This is a genomic window from Streptomyces sp. NPDC049879, from assembly GCF_044461265.1.
Lineage (GTDB): Bacteria > Actinomycetota > Actinomycetes > Streptomycetales > Streptomycetaceae > Streptomyces.
This window is the reverse complement of sequence record NZ_JBITKT010000003.1, coordinates 1-19,019: the sequence shown is the minus strand read 5'-3', so window position 1 is coordinate 19,019 and position 19,019 is coordinate 1. Positions and strand designations below refer to the sequence as shown.

Sequence of the window (19,019 nt, the reverse complement as noted above, 5' to 3'; positions counted from 1 at the left end):
GGGCCGTCGGGCCGGGCTGCTCCCGTGCCCGGTGGGAGAAGGGGTACGGGCGCGGGGGTGGTGTCTGCGCCGGGAGCGGCGTCCGGCGGGGGCGGCGCGTGGGCGGACCCTGTGACCGGCGCCGGTATCGGTCCGGGCGCCGGTGCCGGTGCCGGTTCTGGCGCTGGCGCCGGTGGGGTGCCGGATGCCGGGGGTGTGTGCGGTCCCGGTGCGGGGGAGGGTGTGGTCTCCGGGGGCGGGGGTGTGCGGCGGCCTGGTACGGATGCCGCGTCCGTGGACGGCGCTGCTGTTTCCGCGTCCGGGCGGGTCGCCGGCCGGGAGGCGGCTGAGGGACTGGCAGCCGGGGGTGATGGCGCGTCGGTGTCCGCGGACAGCGACGCTCCCGTCTCCGCTCCCGTCTCCGCTCCCGTCTCCGGTCCGGGTGGCGCGTCGGCGTCCGCCAACGGCCCTGCTTCCGTGGCCGGTCACACTTCCGCTTCCGCTTCTGGTTGTTCTGGTTCGGATGGTGCGTCCGAGGGCGGCGGGGAGTTGGTGGCTCCTCCCGTACCAGCACCTGCACCTGCATCCGCGTCTGCACCGGCCTCTGTGTCTGTGTCTGAGGTTGCGTCTGTGCTGCCTCTTCTTGCTGTTCTTCCTGGTGGTGCTTTTACGGGGGGTGAGGGTGTGGTGTCTGTGCCGGGGTGTGATGCGGGCGGGGCAGGGGATGGGGTTTCCCCGTCTGTTCCGGTGCCGGTGCCGGTGCCGGGGTCTGGGTTGCCGTCGGTCTCTTCGCCCGGTTCCGCGTCCGGTTCCGCCTCCGGGTCCGGGTCTGTGTTCGTCTCCGAGTCTGCGTCTGCGTCCGAGTCCGGGGTTGTGGAGGCCGCTGCTCCTGCTCCTGGACCCGGTCCCGTTTCGGTTCCTGGTCTCGCTTCTGTTTCCGGGTTGGTGTCTGCGGACAGCTCCGTCCCCGTTCCCGCTTCCGCTTCCGTTCCCGCTTCCGCTTCCGCTTCCGCTTCCGGTTCTGTTTCTGCTGCGGGTGGGGGTTGGCTGGTGTGGGTGGGGCGGGGTGTGTATCCGGTGTTGCTGGCGGGGGTGGTGTCGGTAGCGGTGGTGACGATCGGGGCGGGGTGGGAGCCGGGGCTGCCGAGCATGTTGTTCCTGCTGGGAGTGGTGGTGTATCTGGGAGTTCTGGAGAGAGTGATCCCGTATGAGCGGGCGTGGCATCCGCGGGGGCGTGAGTGGCGCTGGTACGGGGTGTATTTCGTGGTGACGGGTGTGGGGGGGAGTCTGGCGCAGGGGGCGGTGTCGGGGGTGGTGGGGATGGTGGCTGCGCCGGAGCCGGTGTGGCCGCTGGGGGTGGAGATTCCGCTGGCGGTGCTGGCGGGGGCGCTGGCGAGTTACGGGGTGCATCGTCTGGGCCATACGAACGCGTGGCTGTGGCGGCTGCACGGGGTGCATCACGTGCCGGAGAAGGTGAATGTCGCGAACAACGGGGTGAATCACGTCCTGGACGTGGCGTTCTCGCAGGGGGCGACGCAGCTGGCGCTGGCGTGTGCGGGGTTCTCCCAGGACAGTGTGTTCGCGGCGGGGCTGTTCGTGGTGGCGCAGGGGTACTTCGTGCACGCGAACATCGATGTGAGGCTCGGGTGGCTCAATCACATCGTCTCCGGTCCTGAGCAGCACCGGCTGCATCACAGCACGGACCTGGCGGAGGCGGGGCATTACGCGGTCGATCTGTCGGTGCTGGACCACGTGTTCGGCAGTTTCACGTGGAAGCCGGGGCGGCGGCCGGAGGCGGTGGGGCTGCACGATCCTGCGTCGTTCCCTCCGACCGGCGCGGTGGGGGCCACGCTGGCGCATCCCTGGCGCCGCCGCGCCGGACGCTGACCCACCCCACCCCACCCCACCCCACCCCACCCCGCTCCACCCCGTCTTGGTCTCGCCTGGCCCGGCGTTCCCTTGCCGTTCTGCTCTGCCGCTGTGGGCCCGTGCGTCGTTTGCCGCCGCAGGGCCGCGCCCGTGGGAAGGCTGCGCCGCGGTGGCGGCCCGCGCGCCGTCCGCCGCCCGCCGCCCGCCGGTAACGGTGCGCATCACGGCCGCCGGCCGCCGGACCGGTCTCGCGGCGCGGGCGAACCTCCGCTGACAGGCGGTCAGGGCAGTCCGGAAGACGTGTATTTCATGGCCGCGATGCTTCTGGACGGCCCGTTCTCCCTGGGCGGGTTTGCCGGCGCATCCGCCGCGGTCCGCCCCGCGCTCCAGGTCGCGCGTGCCCCGTTTTTCCTCCCGGGGCTCCGGAGTGCAGGGGCCGGGCGTGCTGCCTGTAGGGGAGGGCTGCCCTGCCGCCCTGCTGCACCGTCCGTCGCCCTGTCCGCCGCGCCGCCGGGCTGCCCGGGCTGTTCACGGCCGTGTCTGCTCCCGGTGTGGTCCCCCGCCGGGCCTGCCGGGCGGCGGTGGTGTTCGCCGTGGTCTGCCAGTACATCCTCCCCGGGGGCGCTCCGGTTCCCAGGAGGCGAAGGGACGCGAGCCGGCGGTGCCGTCCCAGGCTGGCCCGGGAGCGGGGGCTGAGGGTCCGTGCAGGTGACGGGGGTGCCCTGCCTGGCTGGTCTGTCTCGTTCGGCGGGGGAGAGGTCTTCTGTTCTGTGCTGTCCGTCTGGCCGGGGCGGGCGGGCCGGGGCGGGGTGTTCCGGTAACCGGGCGGTGGGCCGGGGCGGTTGGCGGGAGTACCGGAAAATGCGCCCGCTGTGTCCGGACTCTTGACGGTGCTTCACCGGGCTTCCTACAGTTCCCGCGACGCAGCAAGTTTTTCGAAACATTTCGAGCCGCGGGGGTGACGACCCCCATCCCGCACCCCCCACCCGCCCCCACAACCCTGCATTCCCCACCCATTCCCCCACCGTGTCCAGGGCCTGGGACTCCCCCCGCCCCCCACCCTTCAGGTCCGGCACCGCACCGCCCCCCATGCACTGGTTCGTCCCGCGAATCGCGCTCACGCACCTGTGTCCCGGGGCCTGGACTTCCCGCACCCCCACAAACCCTTCCACCCCCCACCCCATCCCCACCTCCCGTGTCCGGGGTTCCGGGATCCCCACCCCCACCCCCAACCCCACCCTCACCTCTACTTCCTGCTTTCGCCCCCTCTCCGTGTGAGGTCCCGGTTGCCGGGGCTTTCCACCGGGGGTTGTCCGGCAGCCTGCCGGACACCAGCCCCCCCTTTTTCGGGGGCTGTCCCGTCATGCACAGGAATCGAACGCCCGGCAACTGCCGCGGGCGTCCCCCCACTTCTCTCCTGTGAGGAGCCGTGTTGAGAACAGCACAGCATTTGTTCCGGACGACAGCCCGTACCGGCGCGGCCGCCCTGGCCCTGGCCCTGGTCTCCAGCGGTATCGCGGCCGCTCACCCCGGCCACGGCGCGGAAACGTTCAACGCCCTGGTGTTCAGCAAGACCGCCGGTTTCCGCCACGACTCGATCCCCGCAGGGATCGCCGCGATCGAAACCCTCGGCGAGGAGAACGGCTTCGAGGTCACCGCCACCGAGGACGCGTCCGTCTTCAACGACACCGACCTCGCCCGCTACGAGGTCGTCATCTGGCTGTCCACCACCGGCGACGTCCTGAACAACGACCAGCAGGCCGCGTTCCAGCGCTACATCGAGAGCGGCGGCGGCTACGCCGGTGTCCACGCCGCCGCCGACACCGAGTACGACTGGCCCTGGTACGGCGAACTCGTCGGCGGCTACTTCAACGGCCACCCCCAGCCGCAGGACGCGACCGTCCGCGTCGAGGACCCCGCCCACCCCTCCACCGCCCACCTGCCCGCCGCCTGGGACCGCCACGACGAGTGGTACAACTACGCCCCCAGCCCCCGCGACAGCGCCCACGTCCTGGCCACCCTCGACGAAACCACCTACGACGGCGGCACCATGGGCGCCGACCACCCCATCGCCTGGTGCCAGGACATCGACGCCGGCCGCGCCTGGTACACCGGCATGGGCCACACCCCCGAGTCGTTCACCGAACCGGCCTTCCTCGGCCACCTCCTCGGCGGTATCCGCACCGCCGCCGGCGCCGACCCCGCCGACTGCTCGGGCGACACCCCCACCCAGCCCCTGGCGTCCGACTTCGAGAAAGTCACCCTGGACGACAACACCAGCAACCCGATGGAACTCGACATCGCCGACGACGGCCGTGTCTTCTACATCGACCGCAACGGCGCCGTGAACGCCATCCTCACCGACGGCTCCGTCGTCACCGCCGGCCAGATCCCCGTCTACACCGGCCAGGAATTCGGCCTCCTCGGCCTCGCCCTCGACCCGGGCTTCGCCGACAACAACCACCTCTACCTCTACTACTCACCCCCCGGCGACGAACCCGTCGACCGCGTCTCCCGCTTCACCCTCCAGGGCAACACCCTCGACCCCGCCAGCGAAGAGGTCGTCCTGACCGTCGACACCCAGCGCCAGGAGTGCTGCCACGCCGGCGGCGCCCTCGAGTTCGACACCCAGGGCAACCTCTACATCGCCACCGGCGACAACACCAACCCCTTCGCCAGCGACGGCTACTCCCCGCTGGACGAACGCGAGGGCCGCGCCGCCTGGGACGCCCAGCGCACCTCCGCCAACAGCAACGTCCTCAACGGCAAGATCCTGCGCATCACCCCCCAGCCGGACGGCACCTACACCGTCCCCGACGGCAACCTCTTCGCCCCCGGCACCCCTGACACCCGCCCCGAGATCTACGCCATGGGCTTCCGCAACCCCTTCCGCATAGGCCTCGACCCCACCACCGACCAGCTGTTCGTCGCCGACTACGGCCCCGACGCAGGCGCCGCCAGCCCCACCCGCGGCCCCGAAGGCCGCGTCGAGTGGAACATCATCTCCCAGCCCGGCTTCTACGGCTGGCCCTACTGCGTCGGCGCCAACACCCCCTACAACCAGCACGACTTCGCCACCGGCACCTCCGGCCAGCCCTACGACTGCGCCGCCCCCGTCAACGACTCCCCGAACAACACCGGCATCACCGACCTGCCCCCCGCCCAGCCCGCCGCCATCTGGCTCGGCGCCCAGACCAGCACCCCCGAGATCGGCCGCAGCGGCGCCCCCATGACCAGCGGCGCCTACCAGTACGACCCCGACCTCGCCTCCGACACCAAATGGCCCGAGTCCTACGACGGCAGCGTGATCTTCGCCGACTGGAACGACAGCCGCATGTTCACCCTCGGCCTCAACGCCGACCGCACCGCCGTCACCTCCGTCACCCGCGCCTTCGAAGACCTCTCCTTCAACCGCCCCCACGCCCTCCAGTTCGGCCCCGACGGCTCCCTCTACATGATCGAGTGGGGCAGCGGCTTCGGCGGCAACAACACCGACTCCGGCATCTACCGCATCGACTACGTCCAGGGCAACCGCGCCCCCCTCGCCCACATCACCGCCGACCGCACCTCCGGCCCCGCACCCCTGGACGTCGCCTTCGACTCCGCCGGCTCCCACGACCCCGACGGCGGCCCCGTCACCTACTCCTGGGACCTCGACGGCGACGGCACCCCCGACAGCACCCAGCCCACCGCCACCCACACCTACACCCAGCCCGGCCGCTACACCGCACGCCTGACCGTCACCGACGAAGACGGCAGAACCGCCGTGTCCAACCTCGACATCACCGCCGGCAACACCGCCCCCGCCATCGACGTCACCGCCCCCGCCGACGGCGGATTCTTCACCTTCGGCGACACCATCGCCTACGACGTCACCGTCACCGACCCCGAGGACGGCACCGTCGACTGCGACGACGTCATCGTCCAGCCCGCCCTCGGCCACGACGAACACTCCCACGGCTACGAGCAGTACCACGGCTGCTCCGGCACCTTCCCCCTCCCCGGCGACGCCGGCCACATCGGCGCCAACATCTTCGGCACCGTCTCCGTCACCTACACCGACCACGGCAACGGCGACGCCCCGCCCCTGACCACCCAGGAGATCGTCGTCCTGCAGCCCAAGCACCGCGAGGCCGAGCACTACGACACCACCGGCCGCCTCGACTCCGCCGGCGGCGGCGGCGACCCCGGCGTCAGCACCGAGACCACCGGCGACTCCGCCGGCGGCGGCCAGAACATCGGCCACATCGACAACGGCGACTGGTGGGCCTGGGACCCCGCCAACCTCACCGGCATCGACAGCATCACCCTGCGCGCCGCCTCACCCACCCTCGGCGCCACCGTCGAAGTACGCACCGGCGACCCCGACACCGGACCCACCGTCGCGACCCTCCAGGTCCAGCCGACCGGCGACTGGCAGGTCTACGCCGACGTCACCGCCGACACCACCGGCACCCCCGCCTCCGGACCGCTCTACTTCGTCAAGACCACCGGCGAACTCAACGTCAACTGGGTCACCTTCAACGGACAAGGCGTCACCCAGCCCTGACCACCCCGCACCCCCGCCCCGTCCGGCCGCCGCACCCCCACCAGACAAGGAGGGTGCGGCGGCCGGCCGCCCCCGGCCGTCCCGGAAACCCCCGCGACAGCAGACAATGGGCCCCGTGACCGGAAGCAACACGCCCCGCCCCACCCTCGCGCACATCGCCGAGCTCACCGGAGTGTCCGTCTCCACCGTCTCCAAAGTCCTCAACGGCCGCGACGACGTCTCCCCCGACACCCGCGCCCGAGTCGACGCGGCACTGCGCGGACACCACTACCAGCGGCGCGGCACCCCGGCCCCCGACCAGCCCCCCCACACCGTCGACCTCGTCCTCAGCGGCCTCGACGGCTCCTGGCCCGCCAGCGTCGCCAGCGGCATGGAGACCGCCGCCTGGGAAGCCGGCCTCCACGTCGTCATCTCCCGCGCCAGAACCCCCGCCCCCGGCCACCGCACCCCCGACTGGCTCGAACGCATCCTCGACCGCGGCACCGCCGGCATCGTCCTGGGCCTCGTCGAACCCACCCCCCGCCAACTCACCCGCCTCGCCACCGCCCACACCCCCTGCGTCGTCATCGACCCCCTCAGCGACCCCCCGCCCGACGTCACCTCCATCGGCACCACCAACTGGTCAGGCGCCTACGAAGCCACCAACCACCTCCTCCACCACGGCCACCACCGCATCGCCCTGGTCACCGGCCCGCCCCACCACCTCTACACCCGCGCCAGAACCGCCGGCTACCGCTCCGCCCTGACCGCCGCCGGCCTGGACACCGACCCCCGCCTCATCCGCCACGGCAACCACGACCGCGCCAGCGGCGCCGAACAGGTCCACGCCCTCATCACCCTCCCCGACCCCCCCACCGCCCTGTTCATCTGCTCCGACCACATGGCCATCGGCGCCTACGAAGCCCTCGCCCGCGCCGGCCTGCGCGTCCCCGGCGACATCAGCGTCGTCGGCTTCGACGACCTCCCCGAAGCCCGCTGGGTCACCCCCGCCCTCACCACCGTCCGCCAGCCCCTCAAAGAAATGGGCGGCAGCGCCCTGCGCACCCTCACCCGCCTCATACGCGGCGAAGAACTCGAAAGCCCCCGCATCGAACTCGCCACCACCCTCATCATCCGCAACAGCACCGCCCCCCGCCCCTGACACCCACCGGCAACGAGCCCGCAGCCCGCACCACGAAGCAGAAGAAACAGCGCCCCGCCGCCACCGGCCCGGCCCGGCGCGGACACCCCCGGGACCAGCCCACGCCCCGTCACCCACAGCGAAGCGCCGCCCCGGGCATTCGGCGGCAGCAGTCCATGTCACCTGCCGGTCCGGCACGGGAATCGATATGGCTGGACGCGTACGCCGCAGGTGATCATCGGCCAAGGCCACCGGCCCGCGCTCCGAACTGACGGTGCGAGCACCGGCCGACAAGGCGGGCAGGCGCGGGCAGAGCCCGCCGGCAGCTGAGACAGCGGTGCCCAAGCCACAGACACGCGCCGAACGTGAGGCCCGTCGGACCCAGGCCGCCACCGGTGCGGAATGCACGACCGCTCTCCGCCTGTTCGCCCCAGTCAGCGAGTGGCCGTACCTCGCCGCCGCCGCCGAGCTCCCGGACCGCTCCGCGGACGTTTTTCACGGCAAGCGGCATGCGGATCGAGGCGTCCGCGAAGATCCAGGACGAGCTTTTCAGCACCGACCGCGGGAAAGGCGATTGAGGCGTCGGGAAAGGATTCCAGAAGTCCGGCCACGAGCCGGCGGCCGAGGCCTGCCACGCGGCATTCCTCGCCCTGCCCCACGCCTGGCACGTGCCGCGACCGGCGTGTCCGACGGCGATCCCCTGGACTGCTACGGCATCATCCGCGCAGCCGGGCGCTTCCCCTTTCACCTATGCCAGCGCCCCCGGCTCACCGGCCCGCCTGCCCCGGCCGCGGTCGCCGCGCGTGAGGCCGCCCTTGCCATGGCCACCGCCTCCCGGGTCTCCTTTCGCGGCGAGTTCCGGCGCTTCTTCCGGTCCGATAGGGAGGGTTCCCTCCCGGCATAGGCGCCACGCTGCCCGTCGCCACGTGATCCTGGTGCGCCCGTCCGAGCCCAGCCCGGTCAGCCCACCCCCTCCGCAGCGCCGTTCCTCGTCCTGGCCGCCTCTGCCCGATGCCCATCCTCCGGCCGGTCAGATGACACGCACCCCCGCCGGTCCAACCCGCCCGGGCCTGCCGTCTCCCGCCCCTGCCGCAGGCCGGGGACCCCGCGCGCGCCGGTTCCCGGGACCCCGGGTTCATTCCAGGCCCTCCGCGCCCTCCGCAGACGATGCCGCGCAGCTCGCTGTTGCCGTGAGGCCGGTGCGCCTGGACGATGCGGCCGGCGGCGGGGCCTCCTGTGACCGCCGCGAGCCGCCGCGGGGGAGGGGGCCCGGCCGCGTCCGCCTGCGGTCACCGAGCCTGGACGGGAAGCAGACCGCGCTCGGCGAACACCTTCTTGGCGGCGAAAGTGGCGTTCAGCGCCCTGGGCATACCGCAATAGACAGCGGAGTGCAGCAGCGCCTCAACGATCTCCTCGGGGGTGAGACCGACATTGAGGGCGGCGTTGACATGGACTTCCAGCTGCGGCTCGCAGCCGCCCAGCGCGGTGAGCGCGCCGAGGGTGACAAGCTGCCGGTCGCGCGGGCCCAGCGCGGGACGGTCGTAGATCTCGCCGAACGCCCACGCCACGATCTGGTGGCCGAGTTCGGGGCTGATGCCGGCGAGGGCGTCGACGACGCGCCGGCCGCCTTCGCCGTCGACACGGTCGAGGATCTCCATGCCGCGCTCGAAGCGATCCTGGCGAGTGGTGGCGGCGGTGCTGCTGCTCATGATCGTTCCGTTCCCTGCTGCTGCTCGAGCAGCGTCTCGTAGTGCCTGATCTTGCTGTCCAGCGCGGCGGCGTTGCGGCGCAGGCTGCGCATGCGCCCGGCCAGCTCGGCACGGTGCTCACGCAGCACGGCCAGCCGGGCGGCGACGGTGGCGTCCCCGGCGGCCCTCAGCCGGGCATAGCGCCGCATGTCGCTGACCGGCATGCCGGTCTCGCGCAGCCGCAGCAGAAACTCCAGCCACACCAGATCAGCGGCCGCGTAGCGGCGCTGGTTGCCGGGGGTGCGGCCCACCGGCTCGATCAGCCCGGCACGTTCGTAGTAGCGCAGGGTGTCGTGCGAGAGGCCGGTCCGCTCGGCGACCTGAGCGATCGTGAGCGCTGATTCCCGCTGGCGGAAGCCGTTCCCGTCGGTCATGGAAAGACCGTAAAACCTGGAGCGCACTCCAGGTCAAGCCACGACCCCACCCAGCCCCCGCACTCTCCCGGCATACCCGCCCGCTCGCCTGCCCACCCCCACACGCGCTCGCCACGCGGGCCGTACGCGCAGCCGGCTCCCGGCGCTGGTGAAGACATGCACCCGGCCTGTGAGCCCGGGGCAGCCGGCCCGGAATCCCGCCGCAAGCCTCGGAAGCCTCACCTGATCCGCAGTTCGCCCCTCCGGGCGATTCCCACGCTGCCGCAGACGCCGGACACCAGGCGCGAAGCCACCCCAGCGGTGCGCGCGGGTACCCGAAATACCCGGCACCACCAGCAAGTTGAAGACCCGCGCCCCCTCAGGCCGCTTCTCTACCGGCAGGGTCTGACAGCCACAACGCCCCCGGACCCCGCCCGCTCGCACATCCCGCGCCTGCGCTGCTAGCGTCCCACGGCGTGGGGGAAGGCCGGTGAGAACCCGGCCGGGGGATCCGGAAACGCTCACCGCGGCGTGCCGCCCTACACCGCGCGGCCGCCGCCGGGCCCCCTGCCGATTCACATCAGGCCTGACCGCAGTACGGAAAGACACAGGGAAGGGCAGTGAGCCGTGTCAGACACCGAAGACGCAGGACCCCGCCCCGCCGCCACAACGCCCGCCGAAGCCGGAACGGGCCAGTGGCGTACGACACACGCCATCGGCATCCAGGCACCGGACGGCTCACGACGCTACGAGCTGACGTACGAACACACGGCGTCCGGCCGTACTCAGTTCACGCTCATGGGCTGTGACGCGCAGGGCGTGGTGATCGCGGACCTGCAGGCAGACGTACCACGAGACGACCTGCCCCTGATCGCCCGCCTGCTCTCCGGCTTCACCGACCCCCCACCGGCGCCGCCCCCCGCAACCGCCCCGGCCCTCCCCGCGCCCCGCGCCCAGCCCGCCGGGCACACCGGCCAGCCATGGACGGAACGGGACCGCGACACTGTCCGCACCCTGCACACCGAGGGGATCGACGCCGCCGAGATCGCACGCCGGCTCGGGCGCACCGGCAACTCGATCCGCTGGAAACTCTGGGAACTCGGGCTCGGCCCCCGCCCCGGCGCCGATACGGCTCGCCCCCGCCCGGAGCCGTCCACACCACCCGCCGCCGCCAGACCCAGGGCGTACACGGTCGAGGACCTGCGCAAGAACCACCCCAACTCGCACAGGAGATGGACCCCGCAGGAGGACACACGCCTGCTGGAACGCGCCGGCCAGGGCGCGGACCTCACGCAGCTCATGGAAGAGTTCGGCCGCAACGAGGGAGCCATCACCGCCCGCCTGGAACGGCTCACGGGCGCCCCCCAGGCGTTCGAGCCGCCGTTCTAGGACGAGACCCCGCCCCGCCGCCCCGCCGCCCCGTCGGCCGGCCTCACCGGCCGGTACCGGTCAACGTTCACCGGCCACGCGGACGCGCCCTCCGGCAGAAGGCCGGGCCAGAACCGGAAGCCGTGCGCTCTCGGCAGTACACGGCAGCACCCTCCCAGGCACACAGCGGCCCCCGGCGCCCCGCACCCAGGGACCCTGTCCCCGCAGCCGAAGAGCCCGACCACCACGACACACCGAGACCACCCCGCCCGCCGGCGACAGCATCCGGCGGCCCAGACGGACCCGACGCACACCTTCCTGCCCGAGCCCGCACACCGGCACCCTCTGCCAGCCGCCTAGCCTCCGCATGCAGGACGCCCGCCACCCGCCGCAATTACCCGCACGGGTCAAACATCAGGGTTAAACACAAGGTTAAGTGCTGCTAGCGTCAGGGACGGAGGTGACAGAATGCCCACGGAAGAAGAGCTGTTCGCGTCCGTCGACGCGCTGCTCGCGGAAGGGCCACAGCTGCCGCCGCCTGCGGAGCGCGCCCGGCTACGGGAGGCCGCCGGCATCACCCAGGCCCGCCTCGCGACCGCGCTGAAGACGACGACGCAGACGGTGAAGAACTGGGAGAACGGCCGCTCCGAACCGAAGCCGCCGCGTCTGGCGCCGTACCGGCGGCTGCTGGAGAACTGGGCGGCGGAGCACCCCAAGGACGACACCCCCGACGCACCGCCCCCGGCCGCCCTGCCGCAACCGGAAACCCTCTCACCGGCCGCTGCCTCACGACCGGAGGCGCCCGGAGCGGTTCCCAGCACTGCCGTCCCCGAAGCCGCCGTGCCGCTTCAAGCCCCGGCTGCTGCACCGGCCGCCGCCCGGACACATACCCCCACGCTGCCCCAAACCCCGGCCGAGGCCACCGCGCACCGGTCCGCCGCATCGCGCCGCCCAGCGACACCGCTGCCCGCAGCGCGCCCCACGGCGGGAAAGACCACCGTGCCCTCCGCCGGTGCCGATCCGCGGTTCCCCCACGGCCCGCTCGCCGTCCTGGACGGCAACGGCCACGCATACGCCGCCGGAGGGCTGGTACTGGACTGCCCGGCCACCACAGTGGCCGAGCTGGTCGAGTGGACCCTCACCGCCTCCGGCCTCGGCGCGCCGAAGCTCCACCGGCACGGACGGGACTCCGACCCGCTGATCGTCCTCACCGCCCCGGCAACGATGCGCCTCGGCCTCCCCGAACACCTCGAAGGCCACGAAGAACGCCGCTCCCTGCGCCTGGCCGAGCACCACCCCGTAGTGAAGCAGATCCTCAAGGCGAAATGGCAGCTCACCCGCCGCGGATTCGGCCCCTGGCCGCGGATCTACCGCCCCGCCCAGGGCCGCGAACGGCAGTGCGTACAGCTCGCCGTCCTGCCGTGGGACGCCCTCGACGCCCGCTCCTGGCCCGGCGTCACAGCCATGGACCCGCCCCAGATCGCCCGCATCCTGACCGCATACGCCCGCCGCGTCATCACCCCACGCGGCTCCACGGCCGTCACCGGCCTGGAACTGATGACGGCGCTGCGCCCCCCCACCCGCGCCGTCCAGGACCCGGCGACCGGCGCGTGGGTCCCCGGGCACAACCCCGGATCGCTGGGCACCGAGCCGGTCGATCCCGCGCCGCCGGAGGCCATCCCGGAACACCCCGTCGTCGCCGCCTCGGGCTGGACAGGCGGCTTCCTCGACGAGGAGGCCTACCAGTGGGTCCGCGACGTCGACCTCCTCACAGACGAAGAGATGCTGCAGCCCTACGCCGTCGGCCTGGACCTGAACACCGCGTTCCTCGCCGCATCCGCCCGCCTGACAGTGGGCCTGTCCACCCCCGAGCACGTCACCCGCCCGCTGTTCGACAAGAAGATCCCCGGCTCCTGGCTGGTGGACCTGAGCCACGTCCAGGTCGACCCACGCCTCCCCTCGCCGTTCACCCCCACCGGCGAGCACCCGACGGGCCCCGCCTGGTACGCCACACACACCGTCGCCTACGCCCAGGAACTCGGCTACAACATCGCTCCCGTCGAGGCGTACCTGCGCCACACGACCGGCGCCTACCTGGACCCCTGGCACGACCGCCTCAAGACCGCCTACGCCGACACCCTCGCCGACCTCGGCGTCACCAAGGACCTCACCGACACGGAGTTCCTCGCCGCGATGGAACGCCACAAACACGCCGACCCGGCGATGGCCGCCGTCCTCGCCGCGATCAAGGCGACCGTGAAGGGCGGCATCGGGAAGCTCCGCGAACGCCCCCAGGGCAGGAACCACCGCGAGGGCGAGCCCTGGCCGGCCATGACGCGGCCGACCTGGCGCCCGGACATCCGCGCCGCCGTCATCTCCAAAGCCCGCGTCAACATGCACCGCAAACTCGCCAACATGGCCAGGCTGACGGGCCGTTACCCCCTCGCCGTGCTCTCCGACTGCGTCGTCTACCCCAGCCCCGGCCCCTCACCGCTGGACTTCCTCCCCTACGCCGCATCAGGCAAGCCACAGCCGGGCGGCTTCCGCCTCGGCCCCACCCCGGGCCTGGCGAAGCTGGAAGGCGTCCAGGAGATGGCATGGACGGTGGACCTGATGGAGAAGGGGCTGAACCCGGCCCGCCACATCAAGAGCGGCGACGCCGTCCTCGACGAAGGAGAGTAGGGCCGTGGGGGAGATCGACGACGCCATCGAGCGGGCCGACCGCGAGGCGTTCACCAAGAACCCGCCCAAGACGCTGAAGGGCCAGATCGGCTACCTCATGCGCCAGCTGGGCAGCGCGCGGGCCGTCGCCGCCGAACTCGGCGTCACCCCCGCCTCGGTCAACCGCTACCGCCGCGGCGCCCGCAAACACCCGCCCCGCCACATCCAGAACCGGATCGACCACGCCATCCGCTCCCGCTGGCAACCCCGCATCCGCCAACGCCGCCGCCGACAGGCCGCCACCACCACCGGCATCACCATCGAAACCCGCGCCCGCTTCGGCTACACCGCCCCCATCGGCACCACCGACGACGGCCGCTTCCGCCGCCTCACCGTCCACCTCCCCGCCCCCTACGCCAACCGCCTCTTCACCGCCCGCGCCCAGGGCGACGAACAACAGATGCGCACCGTCATCGCCGAAGGACTCCGCGACATCTACTTCCAAAACGGCGGCACCCGCGCCCACGACCTCACCGACGTCACCCTGGGCGACATCGACTACATCGACCTCGCCTTCTGAAACCCGACCCCCAAACCGACGACGAAAGCACCCCCGAAGACCAGCACCAGCCTCCCCCACCACACCACGGATCGCGACGCTGCCGCGCCTTGCAGAGGCGCAACGGCACCCGGACGGGCACACAGCCAAGGCCACGCCACGCCGCCCAGAGCTCCCCGGCAGCCGGACCCAGGGAGGGACGACGACGGACCAGATCCGGCGCCCCACCTCAGGTCCCAGCACACGAGGAAGCCGATGAAGCCGGCGCCTGCACGAGCTGGTGGTCAGCTCACTCCTCGACGACGGGTTCCGAGCAGCTCATGGTCTCGTCGATGTCCGGCCAGTCCGCGCGACAGACGGCGCTGTCCGCGTATTCGCTGAGGACAACACGGACCATGACAGCGGAGGGGCCGTCGATGAAGTCGGCGTAGTCGCGGATGGCGGCCTCCGCCTGCTCAAGGGTCGGATCGGACATGAGGAGGTCGGCGCTTCCGATCGCCCCGTCAGGCAGCTCCTCGTTGATGACGCTGTACGCAAGATCTCCGGTCTCATCGGCATTGCCGCCGTCGTCCTCGTCGCTGCCACACCCGACGAGAGAGGCGAGGAGCGCGGCTGCGAGGGGAAACGCGGAAGCGCCGCGGCGGGCACGGGTACGGGTCATGCCGCCGAGTTTGGCATGTCCGGCACGGCGGACAAGAGTTGAGGTCTCACACGCCCGCAGACGCCGCTGCACCGTCCGCCGCGGCCGACTGGTGCAGTACCGACCTCATCGAGCGTGACCGCGGCGCCCCCAGTCCCGCCAGCGAGGCCCGCCCGGCCACCGAGGCGGCGATGCACGCGGCAGCGACGTCAGCTCAGAGCAATGGCATGGCACGCCGCGACGACCTCGCGCCACTTCCCCTCGGACGCCGCGAACGTGACGGGGTCGAGCTCACGAAGCTCGCCGACCAGAGACTGTGCCCACCCCTCACCAAGGTGACCGGCATCGATGCCGGTCTTCAACCGCCAGACGAATTCGAGGAGCAGGTCGAGCCGGGTGGCGGCCAACAGCACGTTGCCATCGCCGTCCACGAAGTAGCACTCGCCCGAGGCGCCGTCCAAACACAGCAGACCGGCTGTGCTCACCCCGATCACATAGAAGTCCCCGGCCCGGGCCACCGCCGCTGCGGAAGGACCGGATCCGGAGGAGGCCACAGTCACAAGCGGCGTGTCGAGTTCCTCGAACCAGAGAGACTGCTCGACATGCTCCGGCAACCCCACCTCGGTCAGGACACGACGGGCCGTCGGATCGGTCACAGCCACCGGCAGATCGACAAGCGATGCCACAGTGACATCATCGTCAGGAAAGGCCAGCACCAGCGATTCGTACGTCACCATCATGAGCTCGCCGCTTCCTCGTCGTGCCGGCCGCACCTTGCTCAACCAGCGCCTCCAGCCGTGATGACAATAGCGAACCGGCGAGAGGCCCCGCATCGCCGCCCGGCCGCGTAGCGCACGCCCAGCGCCAGCACTCCCACGACGCCCGGCACCCGCCATGTCCACTCTGCCTATTCGAGCCCGTGCATGCCCGGCGTTCCCCGCGTCGCTCTCGCACACGACCGCCTTCTACCGGTCCTGGAACGGCTCAAGACGCCCGCGCAGCTCCGCGCCGAACTGCGCCCCCGCCACCTCGACCCGCACGGACCTCCCCGCACTCCAAGGTCGGCCAGCCACAGCACCAAGACCTTCTCAACCCCCGCGAAGCCACGGCCGCGTGCGCGCCGTCGTGCAGCCTCCCGCACACGCCTCTCTTCCCGTGCGCGGTCACCGCGTCGCTCCTTCCTCGACCGCCCACTCCAGCCCGAGCGCAGCCAACTGCTGGAGCTTGCCAGCGGTCAGCTTCCCGCGCCTGCTCTTGCTGTTGGACAGGAACACCCCGAGTCGGATCTCCGTCCCGTCCGGCAACACCTCCGCGTGCCCCCGCGGGACGGCCAGGGAGCCGGTGCGCGCCTTGTACTGCGCGAGGGCCGCCACGCCGCGCTCGAAGGCGCTCACGGGCGCCGTGGACGCCTCCTCGGACCGGTCCGGCCCGGCCGGAGCCGGAACCACGGCCGCGACCGATGCCGCGGCCTGGGGGAGTGGGGTGACGCCAAGCTGTTTCAGACGTTCGCGCTGCCCGTCCGCCAAGCCCGCCCAGACCTTCGGTGTGCGCTGCCGGGCGAGCCACTTCCCCACGTCCATCCCGTGGACCGTGACGCCGGGCAGAACCTCCGCCCGGTCCTCTTCGCCGCGTACCAACTCGCGCAGCGCGGCGTAGTGCCGCTGCCACCCCGGCGGCCATGAAGGGTTCCAGTCCAGGTCCACCGCCTCGAGCGCGTTCTCCCACTCCGGGTGTCCGCCCAGCGCTCCCGGCCGCCGGAGGTTGGACAGCCACTGCCCGACCGGCCTGCCCAGCGCCACGGCGGACCTCGGAGCACACAGAGTCCAGTACGCATCGAAGTACGCCTTCGCGGCCTCCAGGTTCTCCTGGAAGCGCTCGTCGGCGACCGACCAGACCATGCCGAGCTTCTCCAGCCGCGCCGCGCGCCGGCTGCTCATCTGCCCGGCCGCGAACGCGCGCCGCTGCTCCGCCACCCACTGCCCAAGCGGGAACGCGCCTTCGCGGTGCCCGTACGGCACCCGCGCGTTGCCCTCGCGTTCGACGTACGCCTTCAGCTTCGCCCAGCCGCGCGCCCAGTCCTGCCGCTCGGTGTCGATCACGTTGAAAGAGACCCAGTCCGCGACCATCACCGGATCACGCGGAGCCGCGAACCGCAGCAGCAGCCGGGTCTCCTCCTCGTTCTTCCCGGGAGCGGCGCCGATGTACGGGGAAAACCGCACACTGTCCTTCTGTGACTCCTGCGGAATGGCCAGCAATTCCACGGCCTCTTCGTCGTGAGCCCGCAGACCTTCCAGAACTTTCACCAGAGGCCGGTACGAGCCGGAAGTGAACATATCCTCCGGAGTCTCATCATGCTGAAGAAATACCGGCACGATCAGAGTAGCGAGCTTCCCTTCCCCGGGCCTTTGCCGCAGGGCGCGGCCGACGGCCTGGACGATGTCATGCGGCGCACCCTTGGGGTCAAGCAGCGCGACGGAGTCGACGGCCCGGATGTCGACGCCTTCGCCCAAGACGCGGCAGTTGGAGAGCACGGCCCGCAGCGCCGTGCTCCCGAAGCCACGGAGGATGTCATGCCGGTGTTCGGGTTCGTGCTCGCCACACAGCCAGTCCGCCCAGATCACCGAAGGGTGCGCCTCCGGTTCGCTGCCATGGAGCTTCGCCGCAACCCGCTTCAGGCCTTCGGCGTACGCGGCGGCCTCCACCGTCCGGTGGTGGAAAGTGATGCACGTCTGGAGCCCGTGCTCCGCCATCGCGTGCAGCAAAGCGGCCTGCAGCGCCCCGAGACGCTCCCCGCGGACCTTCTCGCTGTGCCGGTCCTCGCCCCTCAGCCGCTCCGGCGTGACCACCGGGTCCTTCAGCTCCAGGACGACGATCTGGTACCGCGCAAGGAGGCCCCGCGACACCGCCGACGCCAGCGACAGCCTGTACAGGACGGGCCCGAACACGGCCTCGTCGTCCATGGAGGCCGCCATCTCGCGCGGCAGCGCATCCCGCACCCCTTCGGCGACTTCCCAGTGCGGAGGCCGCTCCTGCCAGATCCGAGGTGTGGCTGTCATGTACAACCGGCGCGCCGCCGGGATCTTCGCCTGGTCGTGGATGTCCGCCCACGCCTTCCCCATGCTCCCCGACGTCCGGTGCGCCTCATCCACCACCGCCAGGTCCACCGGCGCGAGCTGCTGCCCGTAGACGCCCTCGAACGCCTCCGTGAGCACACCGAGGCTGGCATAGGTGGCGTAGATGGTCACCGGCCCTTCGCCGTGCCACAGTGCCAGCTGCACGGGGTTCGTCGTGGAGCGCACCCCGAGGTGCCACAGCGCCGGGTCGTCGGTGAGCGAGCACACCGCGACGGCCGGCCCCGCATGCCCGACCCGGTGCCATTCCTTCACCGTCTGCGCCAGCAGCTCCAGTGTCGGCACCAGCACCAGAATCCGGCCCCTCGGGAGCATCTCCCGGACGGCGAAAGCAGCGGTGATGGTCTTTCCCGTACCGCAGGCGGAAATTACCTGTCCACGCAGGCCATCGGCCGGAATACCTCCGGGCGGCACGTCGAGGCCGCGCACAATGGCGGCCACGGTCTCAATCTGGTGGGCGCGCAGGTCTCTTTTCTTCATGACCATAGGGAAAGCTCCTTCTCCACAAATGACGCACAGTCGGAAATGGAGTCCGGCTCAGCGAGCGAGGAGCCGGGGTAGTAGTGTCCAACACCAGACTCTACACAGGAGATACCCGTGATGCATCACTTGTGCGGCAGGTTCGTCCTCCAGGATTTACATGACCGAATCCCCGCCCTCGTGCGCGCTGTCCATGTGCTATCGCGGGCTTGTGTGAGCGCGGATAGCCGAGTTCGAGGGCGGGGACGAGGTTGGGGCGGAGCGCAGCGGAGCCCTTCACTTCCCCCGGCACCGATTGAGTGACTGTCCGTCACCTCGCTTACGGGGTAGCGACCTGGTGGCCCGGCGGCTACACAGGTCCGTTCCCGAAGCACCGCCGCTCGTAGCCAGCCGTGGGAATCCCGCTTGCGGGATTCCCACTATTCGCGCTTGCGCGAATAGTATTCGCTTTTAGAATTCCGCTTGCGGAATTATCGTTCCCGCGCTTGCGTGGGAACGACGCCCCGCTTGCGGGGCGTTTTCACTACCTGGCGCGCCAGCGCCAGGTACCCCGCTCCGCGGG

General features: G+C 71.3%; 11 protein-coding genes. 6 read left to right on the top strand and 5 right to left on the bottom strand.

The features are described 5' to 3' along the window. Positions 1 to 1,047: 1,047 nt before the first annotated feature. The 3 genes from ACIBPC_RS11225 to ACIBPC_RS11215 all read left to right on the top strand — a co-directional run bounded on the left by ACIBPC_RS11225 (position 1,048) and on the right by ACIBPC_RS11215 (position 7,538). Entirely contained in the window at positions 1,048 to 1,866 is an 819-nt protein-coding gene (locus tag ACIBPC_RS11225; RefSeq protein WP_398843079.1) for a sterol desaturase family protein, read from the top strand. 1,414 nt (positions 1,867 to 3,280) lie between these two features. Further along, entirely contained in the window at positions 3,281 to 6,397 is a 3,117-nt protein-coding gene (locus ACIBPC_RS11220; RefSeq protein ID WP_398843076.1) for a ThuA domain-containing protein, read from the top strand. Between the two features lie 115 nt (positions 6,398 to 6,512). Further along, entirely contained in the window at positions 6,513 to 7,538 is a 1,026-nt protein-coding gene (locus ACIBPC_RS11215; protein WP_398843074.1) for a LacI family DNA-binding transcriptional regulator, read from the top strand. Positions 7,539 to 8,806: 1,268 nt separating this feature from the next. Here the strand turns inward: ACIBPC_RS11215 and ACIBPC_RS11210 are convergent. Continuing rightward, on the bottom strand, positions 8,807 to 9,226 hold the full coding sequence (locus ACIBPC_RS11210; protein WP_398843071.1) for a carboxymuconolactone decarboxylase family protein: 420 nt from the start codon (positions 9,224 to 9,226) through the stop codon (positions 8,807 to 8,809). Beyond that, complete coding sequence (locus tag ACIBPC_RS11205; protein ID WP_362959400.1) at positions 9,223 to 9,639, bottom strand: MerR family transcriptional regulator; 417 nt, start codon at positions 9,637 to 9,639, stop codon at positions 9,223 to 9,225. Before ACIBPC_RS11205 ends, ACIBPC_RS11210 begins: the two co-directional genes overlap by 4 nt. Positions 9,640 to 10,245: 606 nt before the next feature. On the opposite strand from ACIBPC_RS11205, the gene ACIBPC_RS11200 reads away from it, so the two are divergent. From ACIBPC_RS11200 to tpg, 3 genes are all read left to right on the top strand, one after another. After that, complete coding sequence (locus tag ACIBPC_RS11200) at positions 10,246 to 11,007, top strand: hypothetical protein (protein WP_398843068.1); 762 nt, start codon at positions 10,246 to 10,248, stop codon at positions 11,005 to 11,007. Between the two features lie 447 nt (positions 11,008 to 11,454). Beyond that, a complete protein-coding gene (gene tap / locus ACIBPC_RS11195; protein WP_398843066.1) occupies positions 11,455 to 13,668 on the top strand; it encodes a telomere-associated protein Tap in 2,214 nt (737 codons plus the stop codon). A 4-nt stretch (positions 13,669 to 13,672) separates the two neighbouring features. Beyond that, positions 13,673 to 14,227 (top strand): telomere-protecting terminal protein Tpg, encoded by a 555-nt coding sequence (gene tpg, locus ACIBPC_RS11190; RefSeq protein ID WP_398843064.1) that lies wholly within the window; start codon positions 13,673 to 13,675, stop codon positions 14,225 to 14,227. Positions 14,228 to 14,495: 268 nt separating this feature from the next. Here the strand turns inward: tpg and ACIBPC_RS11185 are convergent, their stop codons facing one another. The 3 genes from ACIBPC_RS11185 to ACIBPC_RS11175 all read right to left on the bottom strand — a co-directional run bounded on the left by ACIBPC_RS11185 (position 14,496) and on the right by ACIBPC_RS11175 (position 18,457). Next, positions 14,496 to 14,867 (bottom strand): hypothetical protein, encoded by a 372-nt coding sequence (locus tag ACIBPC_RS11185; protein WP_398843062.1) that lies wholly within the window; start codon positions 14,865 to 14,867, stop codon positions 14,496 to 14,498. Between the two features lie 188 nt (positions 14,868 to 15,055). Next, positions 15,056 to 15,586 (bottom strand): SUKH-4 family immunity protein, encoded by a 531-nt coding sequence (locus tag ACIBPC_RS11180; RefSeq protein WP_398843059.1) that lies wholly within the window; start codon positions 15,584 to 15,586, stop codon positions 15,056 to 15,058. A 423-nt stretch (positions 15,587 to 16,009) separates the two neighbouring features. Further along, positions 16,010 to 18,457 (bottom strand): Helicase associated domain protein, encoded by a 2,448-nt coding sequence (locus tag ACIBPC_RS11175; RefSeq protein WP_398844327.1) that lies wholly within the window; start codon positions 18,455 to 18,457, stop codon positions 16,010 to 16,012. Positions 18,458 to 19,019 lie beyond the last annotated feature (562 nt).

What these genes read in the sequence shown, in the direction of transcription:
- ACIBPC_RS11175 (WP_398844327.1), bottom strand. Translation starts at nt 18,457, where the DNA reads ATGAAGAAAAGAGACCTGCGCGCCCACCAGATTGAGACCGTGGCCGCC.
- ACIBPC_RS11185 (WP_398843062.1), bottom strand. Translation starts at nt 14,867, where the DNA reads ATGACCCGTACCCGTGCCCGCCGCGGCGCTTCCGCGTTTCCCCTCGCA.
- ACIBPC_RS11210 (WP_398843071.1), bottom strand. Translation starts at nt 9,226, where the DNA reads ATGAGCAGCAGCACCGCCGCCACCACTCGCCAGGATCGCTTCGAGCGC.
- tap (WP_398843066.1), top strand. Translation starts at nt 11,455, where the DNA reads ATGCCCACGGAAGAAGAGCTGTTCGCGTCCGTCGACGCGCTGCTCGCG.
- ACIBPC_RS11180 (WP_398843059.1), bottom strand. Translation starts at nt 15,586, where the DNA reads ATGATGGTGACGTACGAATCGCTGGTGCTGGCCTTTCCTGACGATGAT.
- ACIBPC_RS11205 (WP_362959400.1), bottom strand. Translation starts at nt 9,639, where the DNA reads ATGACCGACGGGAACGGCTTCCGCCAGCGGGAATCAGCGCTCACGATC.